The organism is Bradyrhizobium sp. WSM2254 (genome assembly GCF_000472645.1).
GTDB classification, from domain to species: Bacteria; Pseudomonadota; Alphaproteobacteria; order Rhizobiales; family Xanthobacteraceae; genus Bradyrhizobium; species Bradyrhizobium niftali.
This window is the reverse complement of the sequence record NZ_AXAB01000024.1, coordinates 45,012-69,161: the sequence shown is the minus strand read 5'-3', so window position 1 is coordinate 69,161 and position 24,150 is coordinate 45,012. Positions and strand designations below refer to the sequence as shown.

General features: G+C 65.5%; 19 protein-coding genes. 9 read left to right on the top strand and 10 right to left on the bottom strand.

Annotation, left to right across the window (positions count from 1 at the left end):
* Nucleotides 1–775: 775 nt before the first annotated feature.
* The 4 genes from A3M7_RS0118215 (at nt 776) to A3M7_RS46685 (ending at nt 6,048) form a co-directional block, all read left to right on the top strand.
* Nucleotides 776–4,171, top strand: a complete 3,396-nt coding sequence (locus tag A3M7_RS0118215; protein ID WP_027545219.1) for a helicase-related protein — start codon at nt 776–778, stop codon at nt 4,169–4,171.
* A 21-nt stretch (nt 4,172–4,192) separates the two neighbouring features.
* On the top strand, nt 4,193–4,450 hold the full coding sequence (locus tag A3M7_RS0118210) for an RNA-binding S4 domain-containing protein (RefSeq protein ID WP_084302260.1): 258 nt from the start codon (nt 4,193–4,195) through the stop codon (nt 4,448–4,450).
* 132 nt (nt 4,451–4,582) lie between these two features.
* A complete protein-coding gene (gene fdxA / locus A3M7_RS0118205; RefSeq protein ID WP_027545217.1) occupies nt 4,583–4,921 on the top strand; it encodes a ferredoxin FdxA in 339 nt (112 codons plus the stop codon).
* A 344-nt stretch (nt 4,922–5,265) separates the two neighbouring features.
* A complete protein-coding gene (locus A3M7_RS46685) occupies nt 5,266–6,048 on the top strand; it encodes a CarD family transcriptional regulator (RefSeq protein ID WP_198033762.1) in 783 nt (260 codons plus the stop codon).
* Between the two features lie 89 nt (nt 6,049–6,137).
* Here the strand turns inward: A3M7_RS46685 and A3M7_RS44425 are convergent, their stop codons facing one another.
* The 8 genes from A3M7_RS44425 to cyoA form a co-directional block, all read right to left on the bottom strand.
* Nucleotides 6,138–7,529: an adenylate/guanylate cyclase domain-containing protein gene (locus A3M7_RS44425; protein ID WP_049823512.1), complete on the bottom strand. Its 1,392-nt coding sequence runs from the start codon at nt 7,527–7,529 to the stop codon at nt 6,138–6,140.
* A 140-nt stretch (nt 7,530–7,669) separates the two neighbouring features.
* A complete protein-coding gene (locus A3M7_RS0118190) occupies nt 7,670–8,203 on the bottom strand; it encodes a response regulator transcription factor (protein WP_027545216.1) in 534 nt (177 codons plus the stop codon).
* Nucleotides 8,193–9,590 carry an ATP-binding protein gene (locus tag A3M7_RS0118185; protein WP_027545215.1) on the bottom strand — a complete coding sequence of 466 codons (1,398 nt, stop codon included), beginning with the start codon at nt 9,588–9,590 and terminating at the stop codon, nt 8,193–8,195. Before A3M7_RS0118185 ends, A3M7_RS0118190 begins: the two co-directional genes overlap by 11 nt.
* Nucleotides 9,562–10,422, bottom strand: a complete 861-nt coding sequence (locus tag A3M7_RS0118180) for an SURF1 family protein (RefSeq protein ID WP_027545214.1) — start codon at nt 10,420–10,422, stop codon at nt 9,562–9,564. Before A3M7_RS0118180 ends, A3M7_RS0118185 begins: the two co-directional genes overlap by 29 nt.
* Nucleotides 10,419–10,799: a cytochrome o ubiquinol oxidase subunit IV gene (gene cyoD / locus A3M7_RS0118175; protein WP_027545213.1), complete on the bottom strand. Its 381-nt coding sequence runs from the start codon at nt 10,797–10,799 to the stop codon at nt 10,419–10,421. The genes A3M7_RS0118180 and cyoD overlap by 4 nt, the downstream gene beginning before the upstream one ends.
* Nucleotides 10,796–11,425 (bottom strand): cytochrome o ubiquinol oxidase subunit III, encoded by a 630-nt coding sequence (gene cyoC / locus A3M7_RS0118170; protein ID WP_027545212.1) that lies wholly within the window; start codon nt 11,423–11,425, stop codon nt 10,796–10,798. Before cyoC ends, cyoD begins: the two co-directional genes overlap by 4 nt.
* Entirely contained in the window at nt 11,426–13,423 is a 1,998-nt protein-coding gene (gene cyoB, locus A3M7_RS0118165; protein ID WP_027545211.1) for a cytochrome o ubiquinol oxidase subunit I, read from the bottom strand. It lies immediately after the preceding gene.
* An 11-nt stretch (nt 13,424–13,434) separates the two neighbouring features.
* Nucleotides 13,435–14,595 carry a ubiquinol oxidase subunit II gene (cyoA, locus tag A3M7_RS0118160; RefSeq protein ID WP_027545210.1) on the bottom strand — a complete coding sequence of 387 codons (1,161 nt, stop codon included), beginning with the start codon at nt 14,593–14,595 and terminating at the stop codon, nt 13,435–13,437.
* 181 nt (nt 14,596–14,776) lie between these two features.
* Here cyoA and A3M7_RS0118155 point away from each other — a divergent pair, with 181 nt between their 5' ends.
* Nucleotides 14,777–16,105: an MFS transporter gene (locus A3M7_RS0118155; protein ID WP_027545209.1), complete on the top strand. Its 1,329-nt coding sequence runs from the start codon at nt 14,777–14,779 to the stop codon at nt 16,103–16,105.
* A 179-nt stretch (nt 16,106–16,284) separates the two neighbouring features.
* On the opposite strand, the gene A3M7_RS0118150 is transcribed toward A3M7_RS0118155, so the two are convergent.
* The gene (locus A3M7_RS0118150) at nt 16,285–17,712 is read right to left on the bottom strand and encodes a M48 family metalloprotease (RefSeq protein ID WP_049823511.1); all 1,428 of its coding nucleotides are present in this window, start codon (nt 17,710–17,712) and stop codon (nt 16,285–16,287) included.
* Between the two features lie 99 nt (nt 17,713–17,811).
* A complete protein-coding gene (locus tag A3M7_RS0118145; protein WP_027545207.1) occupies nt 17,812–18,666 on the bottom strand; it encodes a thermonuclease family protein in 855 nt (284 codons plus the stop codon).
* A 222-nt stretch (nt 18,667–18,888) separates the two neighbouring features.
* Between A3M7_RS0118145 and A3M7_RS0118140 the strand changes: the two genes are divergently transcribed.
* From A3M7_RS0118140 to A3M7_RS0118125, 4 genes are all read left to right on the top strand, one after another.
* Nucleotides 18,889–20,094 (top strand): ABC transporter substrate-binding protein, encoded by a 1,206-nt coding sequence (locus A3M7_RS0118140; RefSeq protein WP_027545206.1) that lies wholly within the window; start codon nt 18,889–18,891, stop codon nt 20,092–20,094.
* Between the two features lie 179 nt (nt 20,095–20,273).
* Nucleotides 20,274–21,065: an enoyl-CoA hydratase gene (locus tag A3M7_RS0118135; protein ID WP_027545205.1), complete on the top strand. Its 792-nt coding sequence runs from the start codon at nt 20,274–20,276 to the stop codon at nt 21,063–21,065.
* Nucleotides 21,066–21,067: 2 nt separating this feature from the next.
* On the top strand, nt 21,068–21,829 hold the full coding sequence (locus A3M7_RS0118130; protein ID WP_027545204.1) for a hypothetical protein: 762 nt from the start codon (nt 21,068–21,070) through the stop codon (nt 21,827–21,829).
* Between the two features lie 166 nt (nt 21,830–21,995).
* Nucleotides 21,996–24,110: an acetate--CoA ligase family protein gene (locus tag A3M7_RS0118125; RefSeq protein ID WP_027545203.1), complete on the top strand. Its 2,115-nt coding sequence runs from the start codon at nt 21,996–21,998 to the stop codon at nt 24,108–24,110.
* Nucleotides 24,111–24,150: the final 40 nt, after the last annotated feature.

Sequence of the window (24,150 nt, the reverse complement as noted above, 5' to 3'; positions counted from 1 at the left end):
CGGCCTGATGGATTCCGGGTTCGCGACTGCGTCGCGCCCCGGAATGACCGGCGGAGGCATTCGGCGCACAACCTCAACACCTTACCCGCCGTCACCCCGCCATTCGCCCGAGCGCCGTTTCTACTGTGCATGGGGTTGTTTTCGCGAAAATGAGTTTGGGGGGCATGCCCGTCATGGCCGGGCCTGACCCGGCCATCCATCCCGCTTCGGAAAAGCTCTTCCGTCGATGGATGCGCGGGTCAGGCCCGCGCATGACGAGGCCAGTGAATCCATTTGACTCCGCCCCGATTCTGATTCGACTCCGCGCCGTCCCCAATTTTAAGGAACTCGCCACCGAAGTGTCGCTTGTGCGGCAGCCCAAAACTCCATCTAGTGCAATCAAACACAGGGCGCCGCGACATGTTGCGTGAACGGAACAGGACTCAATGGGGAGTCAGCGATTCGGCCGCGATTCGTTCTAGAGTCGTTCCGATACTTAAGGACACAGGGAAAAGCGTCGCAAAGTGAGACAGTTGCGCGAGGTTTTGAGGAGCCGGTCCCACTCCCGTCACCCTGAGGTGGCCGCTTCTTCAGCGGCCCTCGAAGGGCGACGGGCCCGACTGGTGTCGCGAGAGTGCGTCCGGCTGGCACCTTGGCCGTTCATCCTTCGAGGCTCTCCGCCCGGCGCGCCGCGCCGCGCGGCTCGCACCTCAGGATGACGGAAAAGGCGGCAGCCCCTGACACGCCCCAAACAGCACTGACATTCGCCCCAATCGGCACTACCTAATCGTACAGAATGGCTTTTCCCCCTTCCCCCTTCGCCTCCGAGCGCGCACCCGGCGCGGGCGTCACTGCGGTGCTCGGGCCGACCAACACCGGCAAGACCCATCTCGCCATCGAGCGGATGCTCGCGCATCCCTCCGGCATGATCGGCCTGCCGCTGCGGCTGCTCGCGCGCGAGGTCTACAACAAGATCGTCGATCGCAAGGGCGTGGAGAGCGTCGCGCTGATCACCGGCGAGGAGAAGATCAAGCCGAAGAACCCGCGCTATTGGGTCTCGACCGTCGAGGCGATGCCCAGGGATCTCGACGTCTCTTTCCTCGCCGTGGACGAGGTCCAGATCGCGTCTGACTTGGAGCGCGGCCACGTCTTCACCGACCGCATCCTCAATCGCCGCGGCCGCGACGAGACGCTGCTGCTGGGCGCTGCGACCATGCGCCCGATCATCGAGCGGCTCCTGCCCGGCGTGTCCATGATCACGCGGCCGCGGCTGTCGCAGCTGGAATTCGCCGGCGATCGCAAGATCACCCGCCAGCCGCGCCGCACCGCCATCGTCGCGTTCTCGGCCGACGAGGTCTACGCCATCGCCGAGCTGATCCGCCGCCAGCATGGCGGCGCGGCTGTCGTGCTCGGCTCGCTCAGTCCGCGCACCAGAAATGCGCAGGTGTCGATGTTCCAGAACGGTGACGTCGACTATCTCGTCGCCACCGACGCCGTCGGCATGGGCCTCAATCTCGACGTCGACCACGTCGCCTTCGCCTCCGACCGCAAGTTCGACGGCTACCAGTTCCGCCGCCTGACGCCGTCCGAATTCGCGCAGATCGCCGGCCGCGCCGGCCGCGCCACGCGGAATGGAACGTTCGGCACCACCGGCCGCTGCGCGCCGTTCGAGCCCGAGCTCGTCAACGCGCTGCAGAACCACACCTTCGACAGCGTGAAGATGCTGCAATGGCGCAATTCGAAGCTGGATTTCTCCTCGCTCGGCGCGCTCCAGGTGTCGCTGAACCTCTCCCCCGGCCATGAGGCGCTGACGCGGGCGCCCATTGCAGAAGACATGCGCGTGCTCGACCACGTCGCCCGCGACGCCGATGTGCGCGATTCCGCACATGGCAAGCTGGCCGTGGAGCGGCTGTGGGAGGCCTGCCAGGTCCCCGATTACCGAAAATTGTCGCCGGCGGCCCATGGCGAGCTCGTGACCACGCTGTACGGCTTCCTGATGCAGAAAGGCCGCATTCCAGATGCCTGGTTCGCGGCCCAGGTGGACCAGGCCGACCGCATCGACGGCGATATCGACACGCTGTCGGGCCGGATCGCGCAGATCCGCACCTGGACCTTCGTCGCCAACCGGCCGGACTGGCTCGCGGACCCCGAACACTGGCAGGGGATTACGCGGGAGGTCGAAAATAAATTATCGGATGCGCTCCATGAACGCTTGACTGAGCGTTTCGTTGATCGCCGGACCAGTGTATTGATGCGCCGCCTGCGGGAGAACACGAGCTTGAATACTGAAATCGGCAAGACCGGCGAAGTCATCGTCGAAGGCCATGTCATCGGCCGTCTCGATGGCTTCACCTTTGCACCGGATGCGGCGGAAGCCGGCTCCGATGCGAAAGCCTTGCAGGCTGCGGCCCAAGCGGTGCTCGCCGGCGAGATCAACGCGCGGGCCGAAAAACTGGGCAACGCGCCGGACGAGCAGTTCGTGCTGACCTCGGAAGGCACCATCCGCTGGACCGGCGACGCCGTGGCGCGACTGTCCGCTGCAGAGGACGCGCTGCATCCGCGCATCCGCATCATCTCCGACGAGCGCCTGACCGGCAGCCCGCGCGAGAAGGTGCAGGCGCGGCTCGAACTCTGGCTCAAGACGCATATCGAGAAGTTGCTCGGGCCGATGTTCGAGCTCTCCAAGGCCGAGGACGTTACCGGCATTGCCCGCGGCATCGCCTATCAGCTCGTCGAGGCGCTCGGCGTGCTCGAGCGTCCGAAGATCGCCAACGAGCTGAAGGATCTCGACCAGCCCTCGCGCGCGACCTTGCGCAAATACGGCGTCCGCTTCGGCGCCTATCACCTCTATTTCCCCGGCCTCTTGAAGCCCGCCGCGCGTGCGCTGGCCGCGCTGCTGTGGGCGCTGAAGCAGGACAATGTCGATCTGTCCTCGCTCTCGGGCGCGCAGCATCTGGCATCTTCGGGCCGCACCTCGTTCCCGGTCGACAAGCAACTGCCGCGCGATGCCTATCGCGTGCTCGGCTACAAGCAGGCCGGCGAGCGCGCCGTGCGCGTCGACATTCTGGAGCGCCTTGCCGATCTGATCCGCCCGGCGCTGGCCTGGCGTGATAACTCCCCCGGCGAAAAGCCCGCCGGCGCGTTCGACGGCCGCAGCTTCGTGGTGACGCAGGCGATGACCTCGCTCACGGGCTCCGCGGGCGAAGATTTCGCCTCGGTGCTGCGTGCGCTCGGCTATCGCATGGAGAAGCGCCCGCCGCTGCCGCCGAAGCCTGTGGCGGTCGTTGCGGAAGCGTCCAGCGCAGAGACTCCCGCCGAGACGCCTGCGACCGAAACACCGGTCGAGGACGCTGTCCTCGCAGACACGCCGATCGAAGCCGCTGCAGTCGCAGTCACCGTCGAAGACGCGCCCGGCATGGAGCAGCACGACGAGCCCGCGCAGGACGAGCCGGTGCTCGAAGCATCGCTAGATGCTCCCGTCACGCCCGAAGACGCTCCCGGCATCGCGCCGCCGGCCGAAGAGGAAGCCGCTGCGCCTGCGGAGGCTGCCGGCCTTGAGGCAGCTCCCGCTGAAGCTGCCGCGGTCGAGGCCGCTGCATCGCCCGACGCCGCCGCGCCCGATGCCGCCGCGCCTGTCGAGGCCGCGCCCGCCGAGCCCGAGCTGGTCGAGGTCTGGCGTCCCGGCGGCCGTCACGAGGATCGCAAGCCGCGCCACGAGCGTCATCGTCACCAGCGTCACCATCATCAGCCGCGTCCGCAGGCGGGCGCCGAGGCGGGTGCTGCGCCCGCGGAAGGCGAGGCAGCGCAAGCAGCCGACGGCGAGAAGCGCGGCGAGCGCCATCGTCACGGCGGTCGCAGGGATGGCGGCAGAGACTTCCGCAAAAGCCGCGAAGGCGGTGCCGAAGGCGCGCCGCGCCCCGAAGGGCGCGATGACAAGAACCGCAGCTTCCAGGGCAAGGACCGCGACAAGGATCGCGATCGCAACAAGGGCAAGTTCGGCGGCGATCGCGACAAGGGCCGCGACAATCGCGGCCGCGACCGTGACAAGGGCCGTGACCGCCAGGGCGGGCCGTCGCTGCGCCCCTACGCCTCGAGCGCGAACCCGCGCGAGCGCGATCGGCCGGTCGATCCCAATTCGCCCTTCGCAAAGCTCGCTGCGCTGAAGGAGCAGCTCGCGGGGCGCAAGGAGTAGCCCACGACCGAGCGGCAGCGCATCGACAAATGGCTGTGGCACGCGCGGGTGGTGAAGGCGCGCACCTCCGCGGCTGAGCTGGTCGAGTCCGGCCATGTCCGCGTCAACGGCGTGCGCGAGACCTCGCCGGGCCACGCGATCAAGGCCGGCGACGTGCTCACCATCGCGCTCGACCGCACCATTCGCGTGTTGAAAGTGATAGCCTTCAACGAGCGCCGCGGCGATGCCGCCTCGGCGCGCGTGCTCTACGACGAGCTCGGCGAAGGAAAGCGCAATTAATTGCGCTTTGAATTCATTTCTTGGTCGATCAATCGCGCAAAGCCGTCATGATCGACCGTCCCCGACCTTGCGGCGCCGGGCCATCCGCGCTACGCAAGCCGCGACTTTTAAAAGAGCTTTTCGGAGCGTTGGATGACTTACGTCGTCACTGAAGCCTGCATCAAGTGCAAGTATACCGACTGCGTCGAGGTCTGCCCGGTCGACTGTTTCTACGAGGGCGAGAACATGCTCGTCATCCATCCCGACGAATGCATCGACTGTGGCGTGTGCGAGCCGGAATGCCCGGCCGACGCCATCAAGCCGGACACGGAACCGGGCCTGGAAAAGTGGCTGTCGGTCAACGCCGACTACGCCAAGAGCTGGCCGAACATCACCCAGAAGAAAGAATCACCTGCCGACGCCAAGGAATTCGACGGCATGGAGGGGAAGTTCGAGAAATATTTTTCTCCGAACCCCGGCTCCGGAGACTAATTCGGCCGCAAACTTAACCCTAATAGCGGCGTTACCGCCGAAAACCAGGCCTGAAGACCCCTAAATCATTGATTTTTGCGGGAAATGTGCTATATTGGGCACATTAAGCCGAACCCCGTCAGCCCCGTTGGCCCTTCTGGGTTCCCGTGAAACCAAATGTCGAACAGGGGCGTGGCAGTTTCCGCGCGCAGGCTGTGTCACAGAAAACGCGTAAAAAGAGTACTTCAGCGAGGGCTTCCCATAAGGAGGCCAAAAAAGTCGCCGCGGCCAGCCGTAGCGCATCCAAGGGTCGGACCGCGACGAAGGCGCCGGCTGCAAAGTCCTCGAAGAACAAAAGAAGCGCAATGCCTAACAAGACTGCCAAACCGGCCGCGAAAGCGACCGTTGCCAAGCCTGCTGCCAAGGCTCCCGCTGCCAAGTCCGTCGCGCCGAAGGCCCCTGTTGCTGCTGCCAAGGCTCCTGTCGCTGCCAAGCCGGCTGTGAAGCCGGCGGCTGCTGCGCCGAAGGTCGAGGAAAAGAAGGTCGTGACCCAGCGTCAGGGCTTCAAGGCCAACGAATTCGTCGTCTATCCCGCTCACGGCGTCGGCCAGATCCTGGCCATCGAGGAGCAGGAGATCGCCGGTGCGAAGCTCGAGCTGTTCGTCATCAACTTCATCAAGGACAAGATGACGCTGCGCGTGCCGACCGCCAAGGTCGCCAATGTCGGCATGCGCAAGCTGTCCGAGCCCGCGCTGGTGAAGAAGGCGCTGGAGACGCTCAAGGGCCGCGCCCGCGTCAAGCGCACCATGTGGTCGCGCCGCGCCCAGGAGTACGAAGCGAAGATCAATTCGGGCGACATCGTCGCGATCGCGGAAGTCGTGCGCGACCTCTATCGCTCCGAGTCGCAGCCTGAGCAGTCCTACAGCGAACGCCAGCTCTATGAAGCCGCGCTCGATCGTCTCTCCCGCGAGATCGCGGTGGTGCAGCACTCGACCGAGACCGAAGCGGTCAAGGAGATCGAGGCCCAGCTCGCCAAGAGCCCGCGCCGCAACGCCAAGGCGGAAGCCGCCGAGGGCGAGGCGGATGCCGAGGGCGATGCCGACGATACCGATGGCGACGACACCACCGTCGCCGACGAGGCGGCGTAAGCCTCTCGTCGCGTCGATCGCAACAGATCAAAAGCCCGGCTGCTTGGCCGGGCTTTTTGTTTGTGATGCAACGGCGGTCGAGCCTCGCCCTACGGCGCCGCGCGCGGCTGGGTCCAGATCGCGATCGGCCGCTCCAGCCCGCGGATCGCTTGGGGATCCAGGGCGATCAACGATGCAAATGTCTCGGCTGTGCTGCCGAGCTCCAGCATGGCGCGGCTGACGAGATCGTGGCTTGCCACCAGCGCGCAGTCGAGCGTGCGCGTCAGCGCTTCGAGACGGCTTGCTGCGTTGACGGTCGCGCCGATCACGGCAAATTCCAGACAGGTGTGCCCGATGTCGCCGAGCACCACCGGCCCGTAATGCAGGCCAAAGCTGACGTGCATCGGCGGCTCACCGGATGCCCTTCGCTGCGCGCTCCACCTGTCCGCCGCCGCAATCATGGCCTGGGCACAGCGCAGCGCGTTGCTGGCGTCACGCGTGCCGGCGAAGGGCGTGCCGAATGTGGCCATCAATCCGTCACCCAGATATTTGTCCAACGTGCCGTCGTGACGGAATACCTCCCGCTCCATCAATCCGTGGAATTCGCGCAACGTCCGCACCACCTCCTCCGGGGTGCGCGCATCGGCAAAGGCCGTGAAGCCGACGATATCCACGAACAGCACGGCGACGTCCTGCGTGCGCACCTGCTTCAGTGGCTCGTCGTGCTTCGACAATTCCGTCACGACGTTGGGTGAAAAGTAGCGCGCAAGATTGCCGCGTTCCCGTTCCACCGCGGCATGCCGGATCAGCAGATCGTTGCTGCGGCGGACGGCGAGCGCCAGCGTCACGGCGACGATCATGAAGACGACGATTTCCTGGATGCGGAGGCCGAATCCGATCGCAGCGGGCGAGATCAGCGCGAACAGCCTGTGATCGCTGCCCACCGCGTCCGCAATGCGGGCGGTCAGTGCGGGATCGCGATCAGGTTGCCACCACACCCAGGCCATGCCGATCACCCAGAGCGCTGCGGTCCATGTTCCGACCGCAACCACGGTTCGCCAGGAATAGGCCAGCGTGGCGCCCGAGAGCAGCACGAAGAAGTAGATGAAGTTGCCGAAATGGTACTGCATCGCCACCGGCCAGTGCGTCGTGCCGAAGGGGTTCGGGACGACGATGACGAAGGTGAGCAGCGCCAGGTCGCAGAACAAAAGCGCCAATTCCGACCGCGACACGCCGACCCGCCCAACCCTGACCTGGGCCCAGCCGATCAGCGCAAACAGGCCCAGCAGCGCCACGTAGTAGAGCTGCTCCCATGCCGGGTTAATGGCCGGCAGCAGGCAAGCGATGATGGCAAGCGCGACATAGCGCGCCCGCACGGCCAGTTGCAGGCCCTCCTGCTTGGCGGATGCGAGTGCGGCCTGCGCGAACTGGACGGTTTCGGTCTCGCGCTGGCTGCGCGCGCGTGAAGGCTCGGCAGACGATTCGCTGCGCTCGACGAGCATTGTCACGGGGCGGTCTCCTCGCTTGAGCCGTTGCAGCACGACGACGGCTGTCAGCCGCCGCAACCGATCTTCAGTCTAGTGATGCATGGCCGCGAGGTCATCAGCTCGGGTGAGTGTTTTTCACCCGCGCAGCGAACCGCTCACTTCACCGGCCGCTTCTCGAGCTTCCTTGCCAGCGTCCGCCGGTGCATCCCGAGCCGCCTTGCGGCTTCCGAGATGTTGAAATCCGTCTCGATCAGGGTCTGGTGGATGCGTTCCCATTCCAGCGTCTTGATCGAGGTCGGCCGCGCGTCGAGCGCGACTTCGGCATTGCCTTCGGCCTTGTTGAAGGCGGCCTCGATGTCGTCGGTGTTGGAGGGTTTTGCCAGATAGTGGCAGGCGCCCAGCTTGATCGCCTCGACGGCGGTCGAGATGCTGGCAAAGCCGGTCAGCACCACGATCAGCATCTCCTCATCGTGGGTGTGCAGCAGCTCGACGCAGGCTAGCCCCGAGGCGCCGCCGAGCTTGAGGTCGACGACGGCGTGGCCGAAGGATCGCTCCTCCAGCACTTTCCGGACCTCCTCGATCGAGCCGGCCAGCACGACCTCGTAGCCGCGGCGCTCGAACGAGCGTTTCAGCGTGCGCGCAAAGCCTTCGTCGTCCTCGACGACGATGAGCGAACGGTCAGGCGTCAAAGCTGCCCCCGATCGCGAGCGTTGCGAGCGGCAGGGTGAGGCGGACGGTGGCGCCGCGCTTCCTGTGGTTCTCGGCGGTCACGCTGCCCCCTAACTTGCGTACCACGTTGACCACCAGGAACAGGCCGAGCCCGCCGCCGGCGCGGCCCTTGCTCGAGTGGTAGGGTTTTCCGAGCTGCGCCAGCATCTCCGGCGCAAAGCCCGGGCCGCGATCGCTGATCGACAGCACGAGATTGTCGCCCTCGCGCTCGGCCAGCAGTTCCACCCATTCGCGCGAGACCTCATAGGCGTTGTCGAGCACGTTGAAGATGACCTGCTTCAGCGCCACGTCGGAGACGATCGCGACGTCCTCGCCGAACGTGTTGACGAAATAGAGCGTGCGCGCCGAACGGGCGTTGCGCCACTCATCGACCAGCGCGGTGACGAAGGCCGTCACCGTCGTCGGCGAGGACCCTTCGCCGCGCGCTTCGCCCGCCGACACCAGGATGCCTGTGACGATCGACTTGCAGCGTTGCAGCGAGGTCTCCATCTCCGCGAGATCCTCCGCGAGCTCCTGATCGGCGGCGAGATCCGGCATGCGGCGCCAGTCGCTGAGGATCACCGAGAGCGAGGCCAGCGGGGTGCCGAGCTCGTGCGCCGCGCCCGATGCCAGCAGGCCCATGCGGACGATATGGTCCTGCTCGGCCGCATGCTGGCGCAGAGCCGCCAGATGCGCGTCGCGCTCGCGCAGGTTCCTGTTGATGCGGGTGACGAACACGACCAGCAGCACGGCATTGAGCACGAAGCCCAGGAGCATGCCTGTTACCGTGAGGCTGTAGGTCTCGCTGATCGGGTTCGGCGGCAGGTCGAGCGGCCGGTACGCCAGCGTCAGCCAGACGAAGCTGGCGCAGGTCAGCGCCACCAGCGACCAGGTCGAGCGCGCATCGAGCAGCACGGCGCCAAGCGTCACCTGGAGCAGGAATAGCGAGGTGAACGGATTGGTGGCGCCGCCACTGAGGTAGAGCTGCGCGGTCAGTGCCGCGACGTCGAGCATCAGGGCGACCAGCAGCTCGTTGTTGGAGATCGCGGCACGATGGCGCACCCAGACCAGGCTCGAGACGTTGAGCAGCACCAGCGCGCCGATCACCGCGCCCATCCGCTCCAGCGGCAGGGGAATGCCGAGCCAGAAATGCACGCCGCCGATGGTCACGATCTGGCCGACCACCGCGGTCCAGCGCAGCTGGATCAGCAGCGCCATGTTCTTGCGGTTGGTCTCGTCGTCGGTCGGCGTAGCGCCGACCAGCTCGCTGCGCGCGTCCGCCTGCGATTGCAGTGTGACGGCGAGCTCGCCAAACGCCTGGGGAGGCGTTCTTCCGTCGTCAGGCCTGTTCGACGATCGTTCCAGCATCTGATCCCGTCCTGCGGGCGGCAGCATCGGAGCCGCCGGCCGGTTCGTGGACGAAGCGCCCGCGGCGGAACAGCCCGCCGCCGAATGTGACGAAAAGTTTACCGGCCAGCATGAAAGCCAGGGCAAACCACGTCAGTGCGTAGATCAGGTGGTTATTGGGAAAGCGGATCACGGTCAATCCGCCGATGGGGCCATCGATGGGGCCTTGGGCGGTTTGTGATCCGGCACCGGCATCGACGAAGAAGGGTGCGACATCGTGGAGGCCGCGTGCCGTCGCGATCGCGGCGACATCCCGCGAATACCAGCGGTTGTGCTGGGGAACGTTGTTCCGGAGGAAGCCGCCTTTCGGCTCCGTCATGCGGAGCAGGCCGGTGATCACGACCGCGCCGTCCGGATTGCCATCCCGGCGTGTCGATGCGTCGCGCCGCTCGGGCGGCACGAAGCCGCGGTTGATCAGGACCTGCGTGCCGTCGTCGCGCTTGAGCGGCGTCAGCACCCAATAGCCGGGGCCTTCCTCGGTGACGGCCTGAACCAGCGTCTCGCGGTCATGCAGGAAGCGGCCGCTGACCGTGACGTGCCTGTATTCGTCGCTTGCGGTGGAGACCGCAGGCCACGAAGCGGGCGAGGGGATCGGCTGGGCCGGAGCATGGACGCGCTGCTCGACGCGGTCGATCAGCGCCAGCTTCCAGGCGCGGCGTTCGATCTGCCAGACGCCGAGCGCGATCAGAACTGCAAAGGCCGTGAGCGAGAGGACCGTGAGCCACAGGGACGGGCGCGCAGCGTTACGGCGCGCCCATCCTGTCTTGCTCGTCAGGGTCCCCAATTCGTTCACTTCATTCCGCTCATCTGGTGGATCGGCATCATGTTGCTGTTGAGGTGGTTCATCACCCACAGCGAACCGGACAGTGCGATCACCACCATGACGATGGTGAAGATCAGCGCCATCATGCTCCAGCCGTTCTCGGATTTCGTGTTCATGTGCAGGAAGTAGATCATGTGCACCACGATCTGCACGACCGCGAAGGCCATGATGACCAGCGCGGTGATCTGCTTGCTCGGCAGCGCGCCGCTCATCACCAGCCAGAACGGGATCGCGGTGAGCACGACCGAGAGCACGAAGCCGAGGAGATAGGTCGAGAACGTGCCGTGGGCGTGACCATCGCCGTGGTGATGATCGCCCCCGTGGGCGGCGTGGGTATCGGTGTTCATCGCAGAACTCCCAGGAGATAGACGAAGGTGAAGACGCCGATCCAGACCACGTCGAGGAAGTGCCAGAACATCGACAGGCACATCAGGCGGCGGCGGTTGGCCTCGATCAGGCCGAACTTCCAGACCTGCACCATCAGGGTCACCAGCCAGATCAGGCCGCAGCTGACGTGCAGGCCGTGGGTGCCGACCAGGGTGAAGAAGGCGGACAGGAAGGCGCTGCGCTGGGGCGTTGCGCCTTCATGGATCATGTGGGCGAACTCGGTCAGCTCGATGCCGATGAAGGCGAGGCCGAACAGGCCGGTGATCGCCAGCCACATCTGCGTCTGGGCGATCTTGTTCTGCTGCATGGTCAGCATCGCGAAGCCGTAGGTGATCGACGACAGCAGCAGCATCGAGGTGTTCACCGCGACCAGGTCCAGGTCGAACAGGTCCTTCGGCGCGGGCCCGGCGGCGTAGTTGGCGCCGAGCACGCCGAAGGCGGCGAACAGCATCGCGAAGATGAGACAGTCGCTCATCAGGTAGATCCAGAAGCCCAGCGAGGTGCTGTAGCCTTCCGGATGCGGATGTTCGTCGGCGAGATAGAAGACCGGCTCGCCGGTTTGCGAGGGATTGAGAGCGACAGTCATTTACTTGACTCCGGCGAGCAGCTTGGTGCGCGCGTCCTCGGTCCGGATGACGTCGTCGGCCGGAATGTCGAAGTCGCGGTGATAGTTGAAGGTGTGACCGATCCCGACGACGAGCATCGCGATGAAGCTCGCAGCCGCCAGCCACCAGATGTACCAGATCAGGCCGAATCCCATCGCGGTGGCGAGGCCGGCGAGGATGACGCCGGTGCCGGTGCTGCGGGGCATGTGGATCGGCCTGAACCCGGTGAGCGGACGCTGGTAGCCGCGCTTCTTCATGTCCCACCACGCGTCATTGTCGTGAACGACGGGGGTGAAGGCGAAGTTGTAGTCCGGCGGCGGCGAGGAAGTCGCCCATTCCAGCGTGCGCGCATCCCAGGGATCGCCAGTGACGTCCTTGAGCTGCTCGCGCTTCAGGAAGCTGACCGCGAACTGCATCAGCATGCTGAGAATGCCGAGGAAGACGAGGCCGGCGCCGATCGCGGCGATGACGAACCAGATCTGGAGGCTGGGATCGTCGAACACGCGCAGACGGCGGGTCACGCCCATCAGGCCGAGCACATAGAGCGGCATGAAGGCGAGGTAGAAGCCGACGACCCAGAACCAGAACGACAGCTTGCCCCAGAAGACATCGAGCTTGAAGCCGAAAGCCTTCGGGAACCAGTAGTTGATGCCGGCAAAGGCGCCGAACACCACGCCGCCGATGATCACGTTGTGGAAGTGCGCGATCAGGAACAGGCTGTTGTGCAGGACGAAGTCGGCCGGCGGCACTGCGAGCAGAACGCCGGTCATGCCGCCGAGCACGAAGGTCAGCATGAAGGCGATCGTCCACATCATCGGCAGCTCGTAGCGGATCCGGCCGCGATACATCGTGAACAGCCAGTTGAACATCTTCGCGCCCGTGGGGATCGAGATGATCATCGTGGTGATGCCGAAGAACGAGTTGACGCTGGCGCCCGAGCCCATCGTGAAGAAGTGGTGCAGCCAGACCAGGTACGACAGGATGGTGATGACGACCGTGGCGTAGACCATCGAGGTGTAGCCGAACAGCCGCTTGCCGGAGAAGGTCGAGGTGACTTCCGAGAAGATGCCGAAGGCGGGGAGAACCAGGATGTAGACCTCGGGATGGCCCCAGATCCAGATCAGGTTCACGTACATCATCGGGCTGCCGCCGAAATCGTTCGTGAAGAAGTTGGTGCCGACGTAGCGATCGAGCGAGAGCAGCGCGAGCACCACGGTCAGGACGGGGAAGGAGGCGACGATCAGGATGTTGGTGCAGAGCGACGTCCAGGTGAACACCGGCATCTTCATCATGGTCATGCCGGGGCAGCGCAGCTTGACGATGGTACAGATCAGGTTGATGCCGGATAAGGTCGTGCCGACGCCGGCGACCTGCAGCGCCCAGATGTAATAGTCGACGCCGACGTCAGGGCTGTAGCCGATGTTCGACAGCGGCGGATAGGCGAGCCAGCCGGTGCGGGCGAATTCGCCGATGAACAGCGAGGCCATCACCAGCACCGCGCCGCCGACCGTCATCCAGAAGCTGAAATTGTTCAGGAACGGGAACGACACGTCGCGCGCGCCGATCTGGAGCGGCACGACGTAGTTCATCAGGCCCGTGACCAGCGGCATCGCCACGAAGAAGATCATGATCACGCCGTGGGCGGTGAAGACCTGGTCGTAGTGATGGGCGTTGAGATAGCCTTCGGAGCCGCCGAACGCGAGCATCTGCTGGCCGCGCATCATCAGCGCGTCCGCGAAGCCGCGCAGCAGCATCACGATGCCGAGGATCATGTACATGATGCCGATGCGCTTGTGGTCCACCGTGGTGAACCATTCGCGCCAGAGGTAGCCCCAGAGACGGAAATAGGTGAGGCCGCCGAGCAGCGTGGCGCCGCCGAGCGCGACCACCACGAAGGTGCCGACGACGATCGGCTCGTGCAATGGCAGTGACTCGAGGCCGAGCCGGCCGAAGATGAGCTTGAGAAGATCAGGAGACATGCGAGCTCTCTTTAGGAGTCTGACTTCGGACGCTGTCCGAGGAAGAAGGACGAGGACTTGAGCGGCGTGAAGGTCGGCCGCTTCAGGCCGGCGCCGAGCAGCGGCGCGGTGTCGACGGGCGCCGTGATGGAGGCGGTGGTCTTGCCCTGCGGCGCATCCGGCGTGCAGGTGCCGGCGACGAAGGTCGGCTCGGGCCCGAGCGCGGTGCCGCGGCGGGCGTACTTGTCGTAGGCGAGCGGCAGGGTGTTGTTCAGGCCCTGATGGCCGGCGCCGCCCTTGGCGTCGATCGCCATCATCTCGCTCTGGCACATCTTGCCGGTCTCGACGCACATGTTGAGGATCAGGCGGTAGAGATCGGAATCGATCGTGCCCCAGCGCCGCACCGGCTCGTTCTGGCTGGGCTTTTCGAGCTGGAGATATTCGGCACGTCCGAGCGAGCCGCCGGCGGACTTGGCGCTGGCGATCCAGGCGTCAAAGCCCTTGTCGTCGAGGCCCTGGAAGTTGAAGTGCATGCCGGAGAAGCCGGCGCCGCTGTAGTTCGCCGAAAAGCCCTTGTAGGTGCCGGGATGGTTCACCACCGCGTGGAGCTTCGTCTCCATGCCCGGCATCGCGTAGATCTGGCCGGCGAGCGCGGGGATGTAGAACGAGTTCATCACCGAGGAGGCGGTGATGCGGAAGTTGATCGGACGATCGACGGGAGCTGCCAGATCGTTGACGGTGGCGATGCCGTAGTCCGGATAGATGAAGAGCCACTTCCAGTCGAGCGCGACGACGTCGACCTCGAGCGGGGCCTTGGACTGGTCCACGGCCTGCTCCGCTTTGATGCGGCCGAGCGTGCGATAGGGGTCGAGCAGATGCGTCCCCATCCAGGTCAGCGCGCCCAGGCAGATGATGATCAGCAGCGGCGCCGACCAGATCACCAGCTCGAGCTTGGTCGAGTGGTCCCATTCCGGCTCGTAGCGGGCCGAGGTGTTGGACTGGCGGTAGCGCCAGGCGAACAGCACCGTCAGCGCCATCACGGGGACGACGATCAGGAGCATCAGGACGGTGGAGATGATGACGAGGTCGCGCTGCTGGGCAGCGATGTCGCCGGCTGGCGCCAGCACGACGTAGTTGCAGCCACTGAGCGCAACTGCCAGGGGTAGCAGCGCCAGGATCTTGAGACGGGACACGGGCCGAGCCTTTGAGAATGAGTTTCCTTTGCGGGGCCAACGGGTAGCTGCGGCGCAGCAATCCGGACATTGGACAATTTGTCCAATGTTGCAGTGCGGTCTGTTGGGTCAGACAGGCTCGGATTGCCTGGCGCCCCGCCGGGCGGTCGGCTTTGGTTTTCAGGACGTTAAGGGCGCACGAATGGCGACGGCACAGACCCCCGCAATGGCAGACCTCCACTCGGGCGAGCACGGCCACGACCAGGCCAGTCCCGGCGAGATCGCCATCGGCGTCATCATCGGCCGCACCTCGGAATTCTTCGACTTCTTCGTCTTCGCGATCGCCTCGGTGATTGTGTTCCCGCGCCTGGTGTTCCCGTTCGCGAGCGAGCTGACCGGCACCCTGTATTCCTTCATGATCTTCGCGCTGGCCTTCATGGCCCGGCCGATCGGCACCGTCATTTTCATGACGGTCGACCGGGAGTACGGCAAGACGGCCAAGCTGGTCTCGGCGCTGTTCCTGCTCGGCACCGCCACCGTGGCGCTCGCGTTCCTGCCCGGCTATCACGACATCGGCGTTGCGGCGATCTGGCTGCTGGCGCTGGCGCGGATCGCGCAGGGTCTGGCCTGGGGCGGCGCCTGGGACGGTATGGCTTCGCTGCTGGCGCTGAACGCGCCGCCCTCCAAGCGCGGCTGGTACGCGATGGTGCCGCAGCTCGGGGCCCCGCTCGGGCTGATCGTGGCGAGCGCGCTGTTCGCCTATTTCGCCGGCAACCTCTCGGCCGACGACTTCTTCGACTGGGGCTGGCGCTATCCGTTCTTCGTCGCCTTCGCCATCAACGTCGTGGCGCTGTTCGCCCGCCTGCGCATGGTGACGACCGAGGAATATGCCTCGCTGTTCGAGACCCGCGAATTGCAGCCCGCGCGCATCTCCGACACCGTCGCGCGCGAAGGCCAGAACATCATGCTCGGCGCGTTCGCGCCGCTCGCAAGCTTCGCGCTGTTCCACATGGTCACGGTGTTTCCGCTGTCCTGGGTGTTCCTGTTCACCCGCGAAAGCCCGGTGCGCTTTCTGATCATCGAGATCGTCGCCGCCGTGTTCGGTGTCGGCGCGATCGTGCTCTCGGGCATCATCGCCGACCGCGTCGGCCGCAAGTCGCTGCTGATGGGATCGGCGATCGCAATCGCGATCTACAGCGGTTTCGCCCCGCAGCTGCTCGATGCCGGCGCGTTCGGTGAGACCATCTACATGGTGATTGGTTTCATCCTGCTCGGCCTGTCCTTCGGTCAGTCCTCGGGCGCGATCGCCTCGAACTTCAAGCAGGCGTATCGCTACACGGCTTCGGCGCTGACCTCGGACATGGCCTGGCTGTTTGGCGCCGGCTTCGCCCCGCTCGTCGCTCTGTTGCTCGCGACCAATCTCGGCGTCATCGCCTCGGGTGCGTATCTGCTCTCCGGCGCGTTCTGGACGCTGCTCGCGCTCTGGCTCAGCGGCCAGCGCGAGGCGGGCGATATGGACGCGGGCGGCTAGTCGGGCTCGAGCTGGCGCGGCATAAGCAGATGTCGTCCCGGCGAAGGCCGGGACCCATAACCCCAGGGAGGGGTTATGGAGCGGGCTGGCAACTCCGAATCTTCGCCAAACTCAATCCTGTGGCTATGGGTCCCGGCCTGCGCCGGGACGACGGCGGAGTTTGCCGAACGACTGCAGCCTCAGTCCGCGACGACCTTCACGCGATCCCTCACCTTCACCTGGGCGGTGCGATCGAGGCCGTTGAGCACGCGGAAGCGCTCGGCGGGGTGATCGACGCCGGCCATGCGGTGGGAGAGCGATTCCACGGTGTCGCCGGGTTGCACGGTGATGACCTTGATGCGCAGCGGGCGCGCGGCCTGGATCTCGTCGAGGGTCAGGCGGCGGAACGAGTTGACGGTCTCGCGCGCGTTGCGCTCGCTCTCGGTCGACTTCTGCCGTGCCGCGAAGATGAAGCGGTAGACGTCGCTGCCGAAGCGCAGCGCATAGACCTTGAACTGCCACTGGTCGCCCTTGGCGGTGGCGGACGCGGCCGGGAAGCCGTTGATGGTGATGTCTTCCGTGGACGCCTTCTCGACGCCTTCCATCCAGCCTGAATTGAGATAGTCGCCGAGCGACTGCTCGGCCGGCACCCGCACCACGTCGAAGCGCATCGCCTGCGAGCCGCCGTCACGCACGCCGATCACCGCCTGCGCGGTGTTGTCGAGCGTGAAATTGTCCGGCGCCTGGAAGGTGAAGCCGAGCTTCGGATGCAGGAAGCGGCGGCCGCGGACAAAACCTTCGCTCGGGTCTTCGCCATAGACGAGGTTGTCGATCGCGGCGAGATAGCTCTCGCGGTCGCGCTCGCCGCCTTCCGGAGCGACGTACTGTCGCGCGATGGTCTGCGCGTTCTGCACACGCTCCGGGGTTGCCGGATGCGACGAGGTGAAGTCCTGCGCGCGCGGATCGAGCGAGGAGGTCTTGCCGGCCTTCAGCTCGGCATTGCGCTCCATCGCCGAGAGGAAGCGGGCCGCACCATAAGGGTCGAAATGTGCCTTGGCGGAGATGCCGACGCCGATGCCGTCCGCCTCGAACTCCTGGTTGCGCGAAAAGCTCGCCATGGTGAGCTTGGTCTTGGCCAGCGCGAGCGCGGTGAGATCGGGGTCGTTGCTCATGTCGGTGACGACACGGGTGACGATCGCGGCCTGGCGCGCCTGGTCCTCGCGCATCGCGGCGTGCTTGGACAGCACATGCGCCATCTCGTGGCTGAGCACGGAGGACAATTCCGACGTATCGCTCGCAAGCGCAAGGAGACCGCGCGTGACGTAGAGCTGGCCGTTCGGCAGCGCGAAGGCGTTCACTGCGCCGGAATTGAGAATGGTGACTCGGTAGCCTTGGTCGGGGCGGTCCGAGGCCGCGACGAGCCGGTCGACGGTTTTGGTGACCAGCGATTCGAGCCTGGGGTCGTCATAGGCGCCGCCATAGCTCGCCAGGATGCGCTCGTGCTCCTTTTCGGTGGCGGGGGTCTGCGCGACTGCGGGCTTCGGCTTGGGCATCGCGACCGCCGGCGGGGCCGCCGCGGTCTGGAATCGGCCCATATCGCCGCAGCCGGCGAGCGCCGTGCCCAGCATGAGGCATAGCGCGGCCGGCGCAGCCCGAAGGCGGCGGCCTTCACTCGTTTTGTGCTGTTCTAGCACCCCATTCACGTCGTTAACCCGTGCCCGGCCCGTTTAAGGCCTTACCCCTGTCGGCTCGTTTGCACTCAGCAACTCGACCTGTCCCACGAGGCGCACATCGATACGCGGCCCCGTATTCCCCTCAACCCAGCCCCGGACTCGAATACGTCGATTTTCCAAGGACTTAATGGCAACCCCGGCGTTTTCGAACGCCGGTAACGCGCGCCTTGAAATAGTCACGGCAAAGCCGCGTGTCCAGTTCCGTCCGAAGTTGAGGTAGGTCATTGCCCCAGCTTGCCGGACCGACAGGACTTTGCCCTCGACCACCACAAAGCGCCCGATCCCGGCCAAAATATCGTCCGGACTTTCCGCGTTTTTTATGGCCGACAGGTCAGCCCAGTTGCCCTTTCTTTGGCGCCGCGCCTCGGCCTCCGACGACATCAGGGCGGCCGCACAGTCCTTGTCGGCGATCTCGGCGGAAACGATGGCCTCGCCCTGGGCCAGCAGCATCGCCTGCACCGGGGTGTCGCTTTCGCCGATGAAGACCAGCCCGCCCTGGCGCCCATAGCGATCGGGCGTGTCGTCAGCGCTCCGCAGCGTCACGTCGCGGCCGACGAGCAGCGAGGCCAGCGCCTGCTTCGTCGTCGCGGTCGGTTCGATTCCGGAGAGGCGCACCTCGCGGCCGTCATCGAGACGCACGCTGCGGGCATCGACGATCGCGGCGACGTGGCCTTCGCCCTGGGACTCGAATTGGCACGGCGCCGCGAACGCATCACCAGACGCGAAGACGAGTAGCGCTGCGGCGCTGAGGATGAGTGATCGTGTCACGTTGCCCGGAGAGGTTGCGTTACGCTCCAGCTTTAACCCATGCGTAGCGGGTCGCGAAGAGGCTTCCTCACACTCCGTCATTGCTTCGCTGCGCTCGCAATGACGATGCGGAAACATCTTGCGTCATCCCACCATTCCGCTTTGCGGAAAACGCGCGACGATCGCGCGACCTGCACGCCCCTCGCGCTTGCTGCCCTCTCGCGCATGCGGCATGATTGCGGCAATAGCGATAGGCAATAGCGATAGCCAAAAGCAATAACCAAGCCGCCATCAGAGCACGGCGCGATAAGGGAGGTCTTTTCGATGAAGAGAATTTTGCCGGGCATTTTTGCCGCTGCGTTTGCGCTGAGTGCGAGCGCCGTGCAGGCCGAGGACAAGCCGCCACTGAAGATCGGCGGCATTCTCGACATGTCGAGCCTCTATGCCGACATCACCGGTCCCGGCAGCGAGACTGCAGCCAAGATGGCCGTCGAAGACTTCGGCGGCGAGGTACTGGGACGCAAGATCCAGGTGCTGGCGGCCGACCATCTCAACAAGGCGGATCTCTCCGCCAACATCGCCCGCGACATGCTCGACAACCAGGGCGTCGAGATGATCTACGACGTCGCGGCCTCCGCGACCGCGCTTGCCGCCGGCGAGATCGCGAAGGCGCGCAACAAGATCATCATGTTCAACGGCCCGGGCTCGATCCGTCTCACCAACGAGGCCTGCGGTCCCTACACCGTGCACTACGTGTTCGACACCTACGGCCAGGCCAATGTGACCGGCCTTGCGGCGGTGAAATCGGGCCTCGACACCTGGTTCTTCCTCACCGCCGACTATGCCTTCGGCCAGGATCTGGAGAAGGACACCAGCGCCGTCGTCACCAAGACCGGCGGCAAGGTGCTCGGCGGCGTGCGCCATCCGCTCAACACGTCGGATTTCTCGTCCTTCCTGCTTCAGGCCCAGGCTTCCAAGGCCAAGGTGATTGGCCTTGCCAACGCCGGCGGCGACACCGTCAATGCCATCAAGCAGGCTGCCGAGTTCGGTATCACCAAGGGCGGCCAGAAGGTCTCGCCGCTATTGGCCTTCGTGACCGATATCGATTCGATCGGACTGGAGACGGCGCAAGGCCTGCTGCTGGCGGAAGCCTTCTACTGGGACCTCAACGACGACACGCGCACTTTCTCGAAGCGCTTCACCGAGCGCATGAAGCGGCCGCCGACCTCGGCGCAGGCCGGCGTCTATTCGTCCGTGACGCATTATCTGAAAGCCGTGAAGGCGGCGGATACGACGGATGCGGCTGCGGTCATCAAGGTGATGAAAGAGACGCCGATCAACGATTTCTTCGCCAAGGGTGGCAAGATCCGCGAGGACGGCCGCATGATCCACGACATGTACCTGTTCGAGGTGAAGAAGCCGTCGGAGTCCAAGGGCCGCTGGGACGACTACAAGCTGCTCGCCACCGTGCCCGGCAGCGAAGCGTTCCAGTCGCTGGAGCAGTCGCGCTGCCCGCTGGTGAAGAAGTGACGGCGTGACGAAGTCACGCCGTCATCCCGGGGCTCGCGAAGCGAGAACCCGGGATCTCAAGGTTCTCAGGTGCGCAATTGCGCACCATAGTTCTCGCTTCGCGAGCCCCGGAACGACAATCTAGCGGTCGGCGCGCCCCGGAACGACGACCAAAACAAACAACAAGAGGGAGACGTCCCATGAGCAACGACATGGTCCTGCAAAAGCTCGAAGGCGGGCTGCTCACCATCACGATGAATCGCCCCGAACGGAAGAACGCGCTCAACCCGGACATGGTGCGCGGGCTGGTCGAGGCGGCGCGGCGCGCGGCTGACGATCCAGAGGTGCGCGCGGTGCTGTTCAAGGGCGCCGGTGGCTCCTTCTGCGTCGGCGGCGACGTCAAGTCGATGGCGGAGGGCCGCGCGCCGCTGCCGTTCGAGCAGAAGCTTGCGAATTTGCGCCGCGGCATGGAGGTCTCGCGCATCCTGCACCAGATGCCGAAACCCGTGGTGGCGCAGCTCGATGGTGCCGCGGCCGGCGCGGGCCTGTCGATGGCGCTGTCCTGCGATCTGCGTATCGCTAGCGAATCCTGCAAGATCACGACCGCCTTCGCCAAGGTCGGTTTCTCCGGCGATTATGGCGGCACCTATTTCCTGACCCAGCTGCTCGGCAGCGCGCGGGCGCGCGAGCTCTATCTGATGTCGCCGGTGCTGACGGCGAAGGAGGCGCATGCGATCGGCATGGTGACCAAGGTCGTGCCCGACGCCGAGATCGACACTGCTGCCCACGAGCTCGCGCTGTCGCTAGCGCAGGGCCCCTCGATCGCGCTCGGCTTCATCAAGCGCAACATCAACAATGCCGAGCACCTGGCGCTGGAGGATTGCTTCGACGGCGAGGCGATCCATCACACCCGCTGCGGCGACACGGAGGACCACAAGGAGGCCGCAAAGGCCTTCGTCGAGAAGCGCAAACCGACCTTCAAGGGCGCATGACCATGGCGCCCTATGTGCGCTTGCGACAGATCTGCCTGGTCGCGCCGCAGCTCGCGCCTGTCATCTCCGACATCGCGGAGATCATGGGCCTCGCCGTCTGCTATCGCGACGGCAATGTCGCGAAATACGGCCTGGAGAACGCGCTGCTTCCGGTCGACACGATCCTGCTGGAAGTGGTGGCGCCGTTCAAGGCCGGCACCACCGCCGGCCGCTTCATCGAGAAGACCGGCGGCCGCGGCGGCTATATGGCGATCTTCTGCTGCGACGATCCGGACGAGCGCGGCCGCAACGCCAACGCGCTCGGCGTGCGCACGGCGAACGTGATCGACCATGCGCCCTATCACGGCGTGCAACTCCATCCGCGCGATTGCCGCGCGGCCTTCATCGAGTTCAACCACACCGAAGGCAGCGACGACGTTCTGGGCCCTTATCCGCCGGCGGGACCGGACTGGCAAAAATTCATCCGCAAGGATGTGACGCAGGCGCTGACCGGCGTCGAGATGCAGAGCCCGGAGCCGCAGGGACTTGCGGAGCATTGGGGCAGGATCATCGGGGTTGCGCCCAATGCCGCCAGCAACGGCGTTGCCGAGCTGAAACTGCCCAACGCCAGTTTCCGCTTTGTGAAGGGCGCCAGCGAGATCATGAGCGCGCTGGAGTTTCGGGTCGCCGATGTCGCGCAGGTGCTGCATGCGGCGAGGGCGAAGGGCCATGCGGTGGCGGGCAATGAATTCCTGTTGGGCGGCGTAACCTTCCGGGTGAGTTGATCCCTCAACCGTTATCCGTCACCCTGAGGTGCTCGCCCCTTCGGCGAGCCTCGAAGGGCGACGGCCACGGCGGGGCCGTTCATCCTTCGAGGCTCCCCGCACGGTGCTGTGCACCGCGCGGCTCGCGCCTCAGGATGACGGATAGAGACAAGAGCAAGGGTTCAACATGCCGCATCCGCTCGACAGCTTCTTTTCGCCCGCGAGCATCGCGCTGATCGGCGCCTCCCGCGATCACGAGAAGATCCCGGGGCGGCTCTTGTCGATGCTGCGCAAGAACGAGTATCCCGGAAAGATCTACCCGGTGAACCCGAACTACGCCGAGATCGACGGGCTCGCCTGCTACAAATCGATCGCGGAGATCGGTGCGCCGATCGATCTCGCCGTCGTCATCATTCCCGCCCGTACCGTGCTGCCTGCGCTCGAGCAATGCGCCGCCGCCGGCGTCAAGAACGCGGTCATCATCTCTTCCGGATTCGCGGAGGAGGGCGGCGACAGTGCGGCGATGCAGGATGCGATCGCGGCGCTGGCCAAGCATACGGGCATGCGGATCTCCGGCCCCAACGCTGAGGGCTTTTTCAGCCGGATGCAGCGCGTGGCGGCGACGTTCAGCCCGGCCGTGGACGTCAAGCCCGGTTTGGTGCCGCTCATCGCCACGCAAAGACGGATCGGCATCGTCGCGCAGAGCGGCGGCATCGGTTTTGCCTATTATCACCGCGCGCGGGCGCTCGGTGTCACCGTGAGCTACGTCGTCAGCGCCGGCAACGAATCCGATCTCGGCGCCGGCGAGTTCCTGGACTATCTGGTGCAGGACGCCTCGACCGACGTGGTCCTGCTGTTCATCGAGGGCATCCGCGACGTCGACAAGTTTCTCGCGGCGGCGCGGCGGGCGGCTGAAATGAAGAAGCCTGTCATCGTGACGAAAGTCGGCCGCTCCGGCGCAGGTCAGCGCGCCGCGGCTTCGCATACCGCGAGCATGGCCGGCTGGTCGGCAGCCTATGACGCGGTGTTCGCGAAATACGGCTTCATCGTCTCCAACGATCTGGACGAAGCGCTGACGATCGCCGCAGTGCTGGCGAGCAACCCGTTGCCGAAGGGCGATCGCGTCGCCGTCGTCACCGTCTCTGGCGGCGCCGGCATCTGGGGCGCGGATGCGGTGGCGCTGCGGGGGTTGCAGGTGCCGGAATTGTCCGAGCGGATCCAGGCGGAGATCAAGACGCTGATGCCGTCCTACGGCACCGCGCGCAATCCGATCGACGTCACCGCGCAGGGCGTCACGTCGGGCGGTCTCCAGAAGAGCGTCGATATGCTCACGGCCTCCGACGAGGTCGACGCGATCCTGGTCGTGCTGTCGCTGTCGAGCGAGGTGCGCAAGCCGTTCAACGAGGCCGAACTGACGCCGGTGCTGGCGGCGCAGCACAAGCCGGTGGTGTTCTATTCCTACACGGTGCCGTCCGACTTCGCGCGGCGCGAGCTTGCCAAATCCGGCGTCGTCGTGCTCTCGGGTCTGACCCATGCCGGCGTCGCGATGCGGCAGCTCGTCGACTACGCCCGATTCGAGCTGCCGAAGTCTGCGGACGAGGCACGGCCGCCGTCGCGCGATCTCTCCGTGCATCTGACCTCGCCGGTTCTGTCGGAGGCCGACAGCAAGGCGTTGCTGCGCGCCGCCGGCATCGCGTTGCCGGACGAGGTGCTGGTGAAGGACAAGGCCGGGCTCGATGAAGCGGTCGCCCGCGTCGGCCTGCCGCTGGTGATGAAGATCCAGTCGCCCGATATCGCGCACAAGAGCGAGGTCGGCGGCGTGCGCGTCAACATCGCCGCCAAGGGCGAGGTGTTTCTGGCGTTCGAGGCGCTGCTGGGCAGTGCGCGCAAGCACCGGCCTGAGGCCGTGATCCAGGGCGTGCTGGTCGGCCCGATGGCAAAGCGGGGCATCGAGATCATCGTCGGAACGATGACAGACGAGACTTTTGGCCCGATGGTGATGGTGGGTCTCGGTGGGGTCACCACGGAGCTGTTCCGTGACGTCGCTTATCGCCCGGCGCCGGTCGGCGCGGAAGAAGCGAGCGCGATGCTGGCGGGATTGAAGGCGGCGCCACTCTTGAACGGCTTTCGCGGAGCTGTGAAGGCGGACGTTGCGGCGCTATCGCAACTGATCGCCGACATCTCCGTGCTCGCCGCGCGCCACGCGAGGGACATCGCGGAGATCGAGCTCAACCCGGTGCTGGTGCACGCCGAAGGGCAGGGCGTGACGATCGTGGATGCGCTTGTGGTGGGGCGGAAGTAGCCGCTACACCCACCGCCGTCGTCCCGGACAAGCGAAGCGC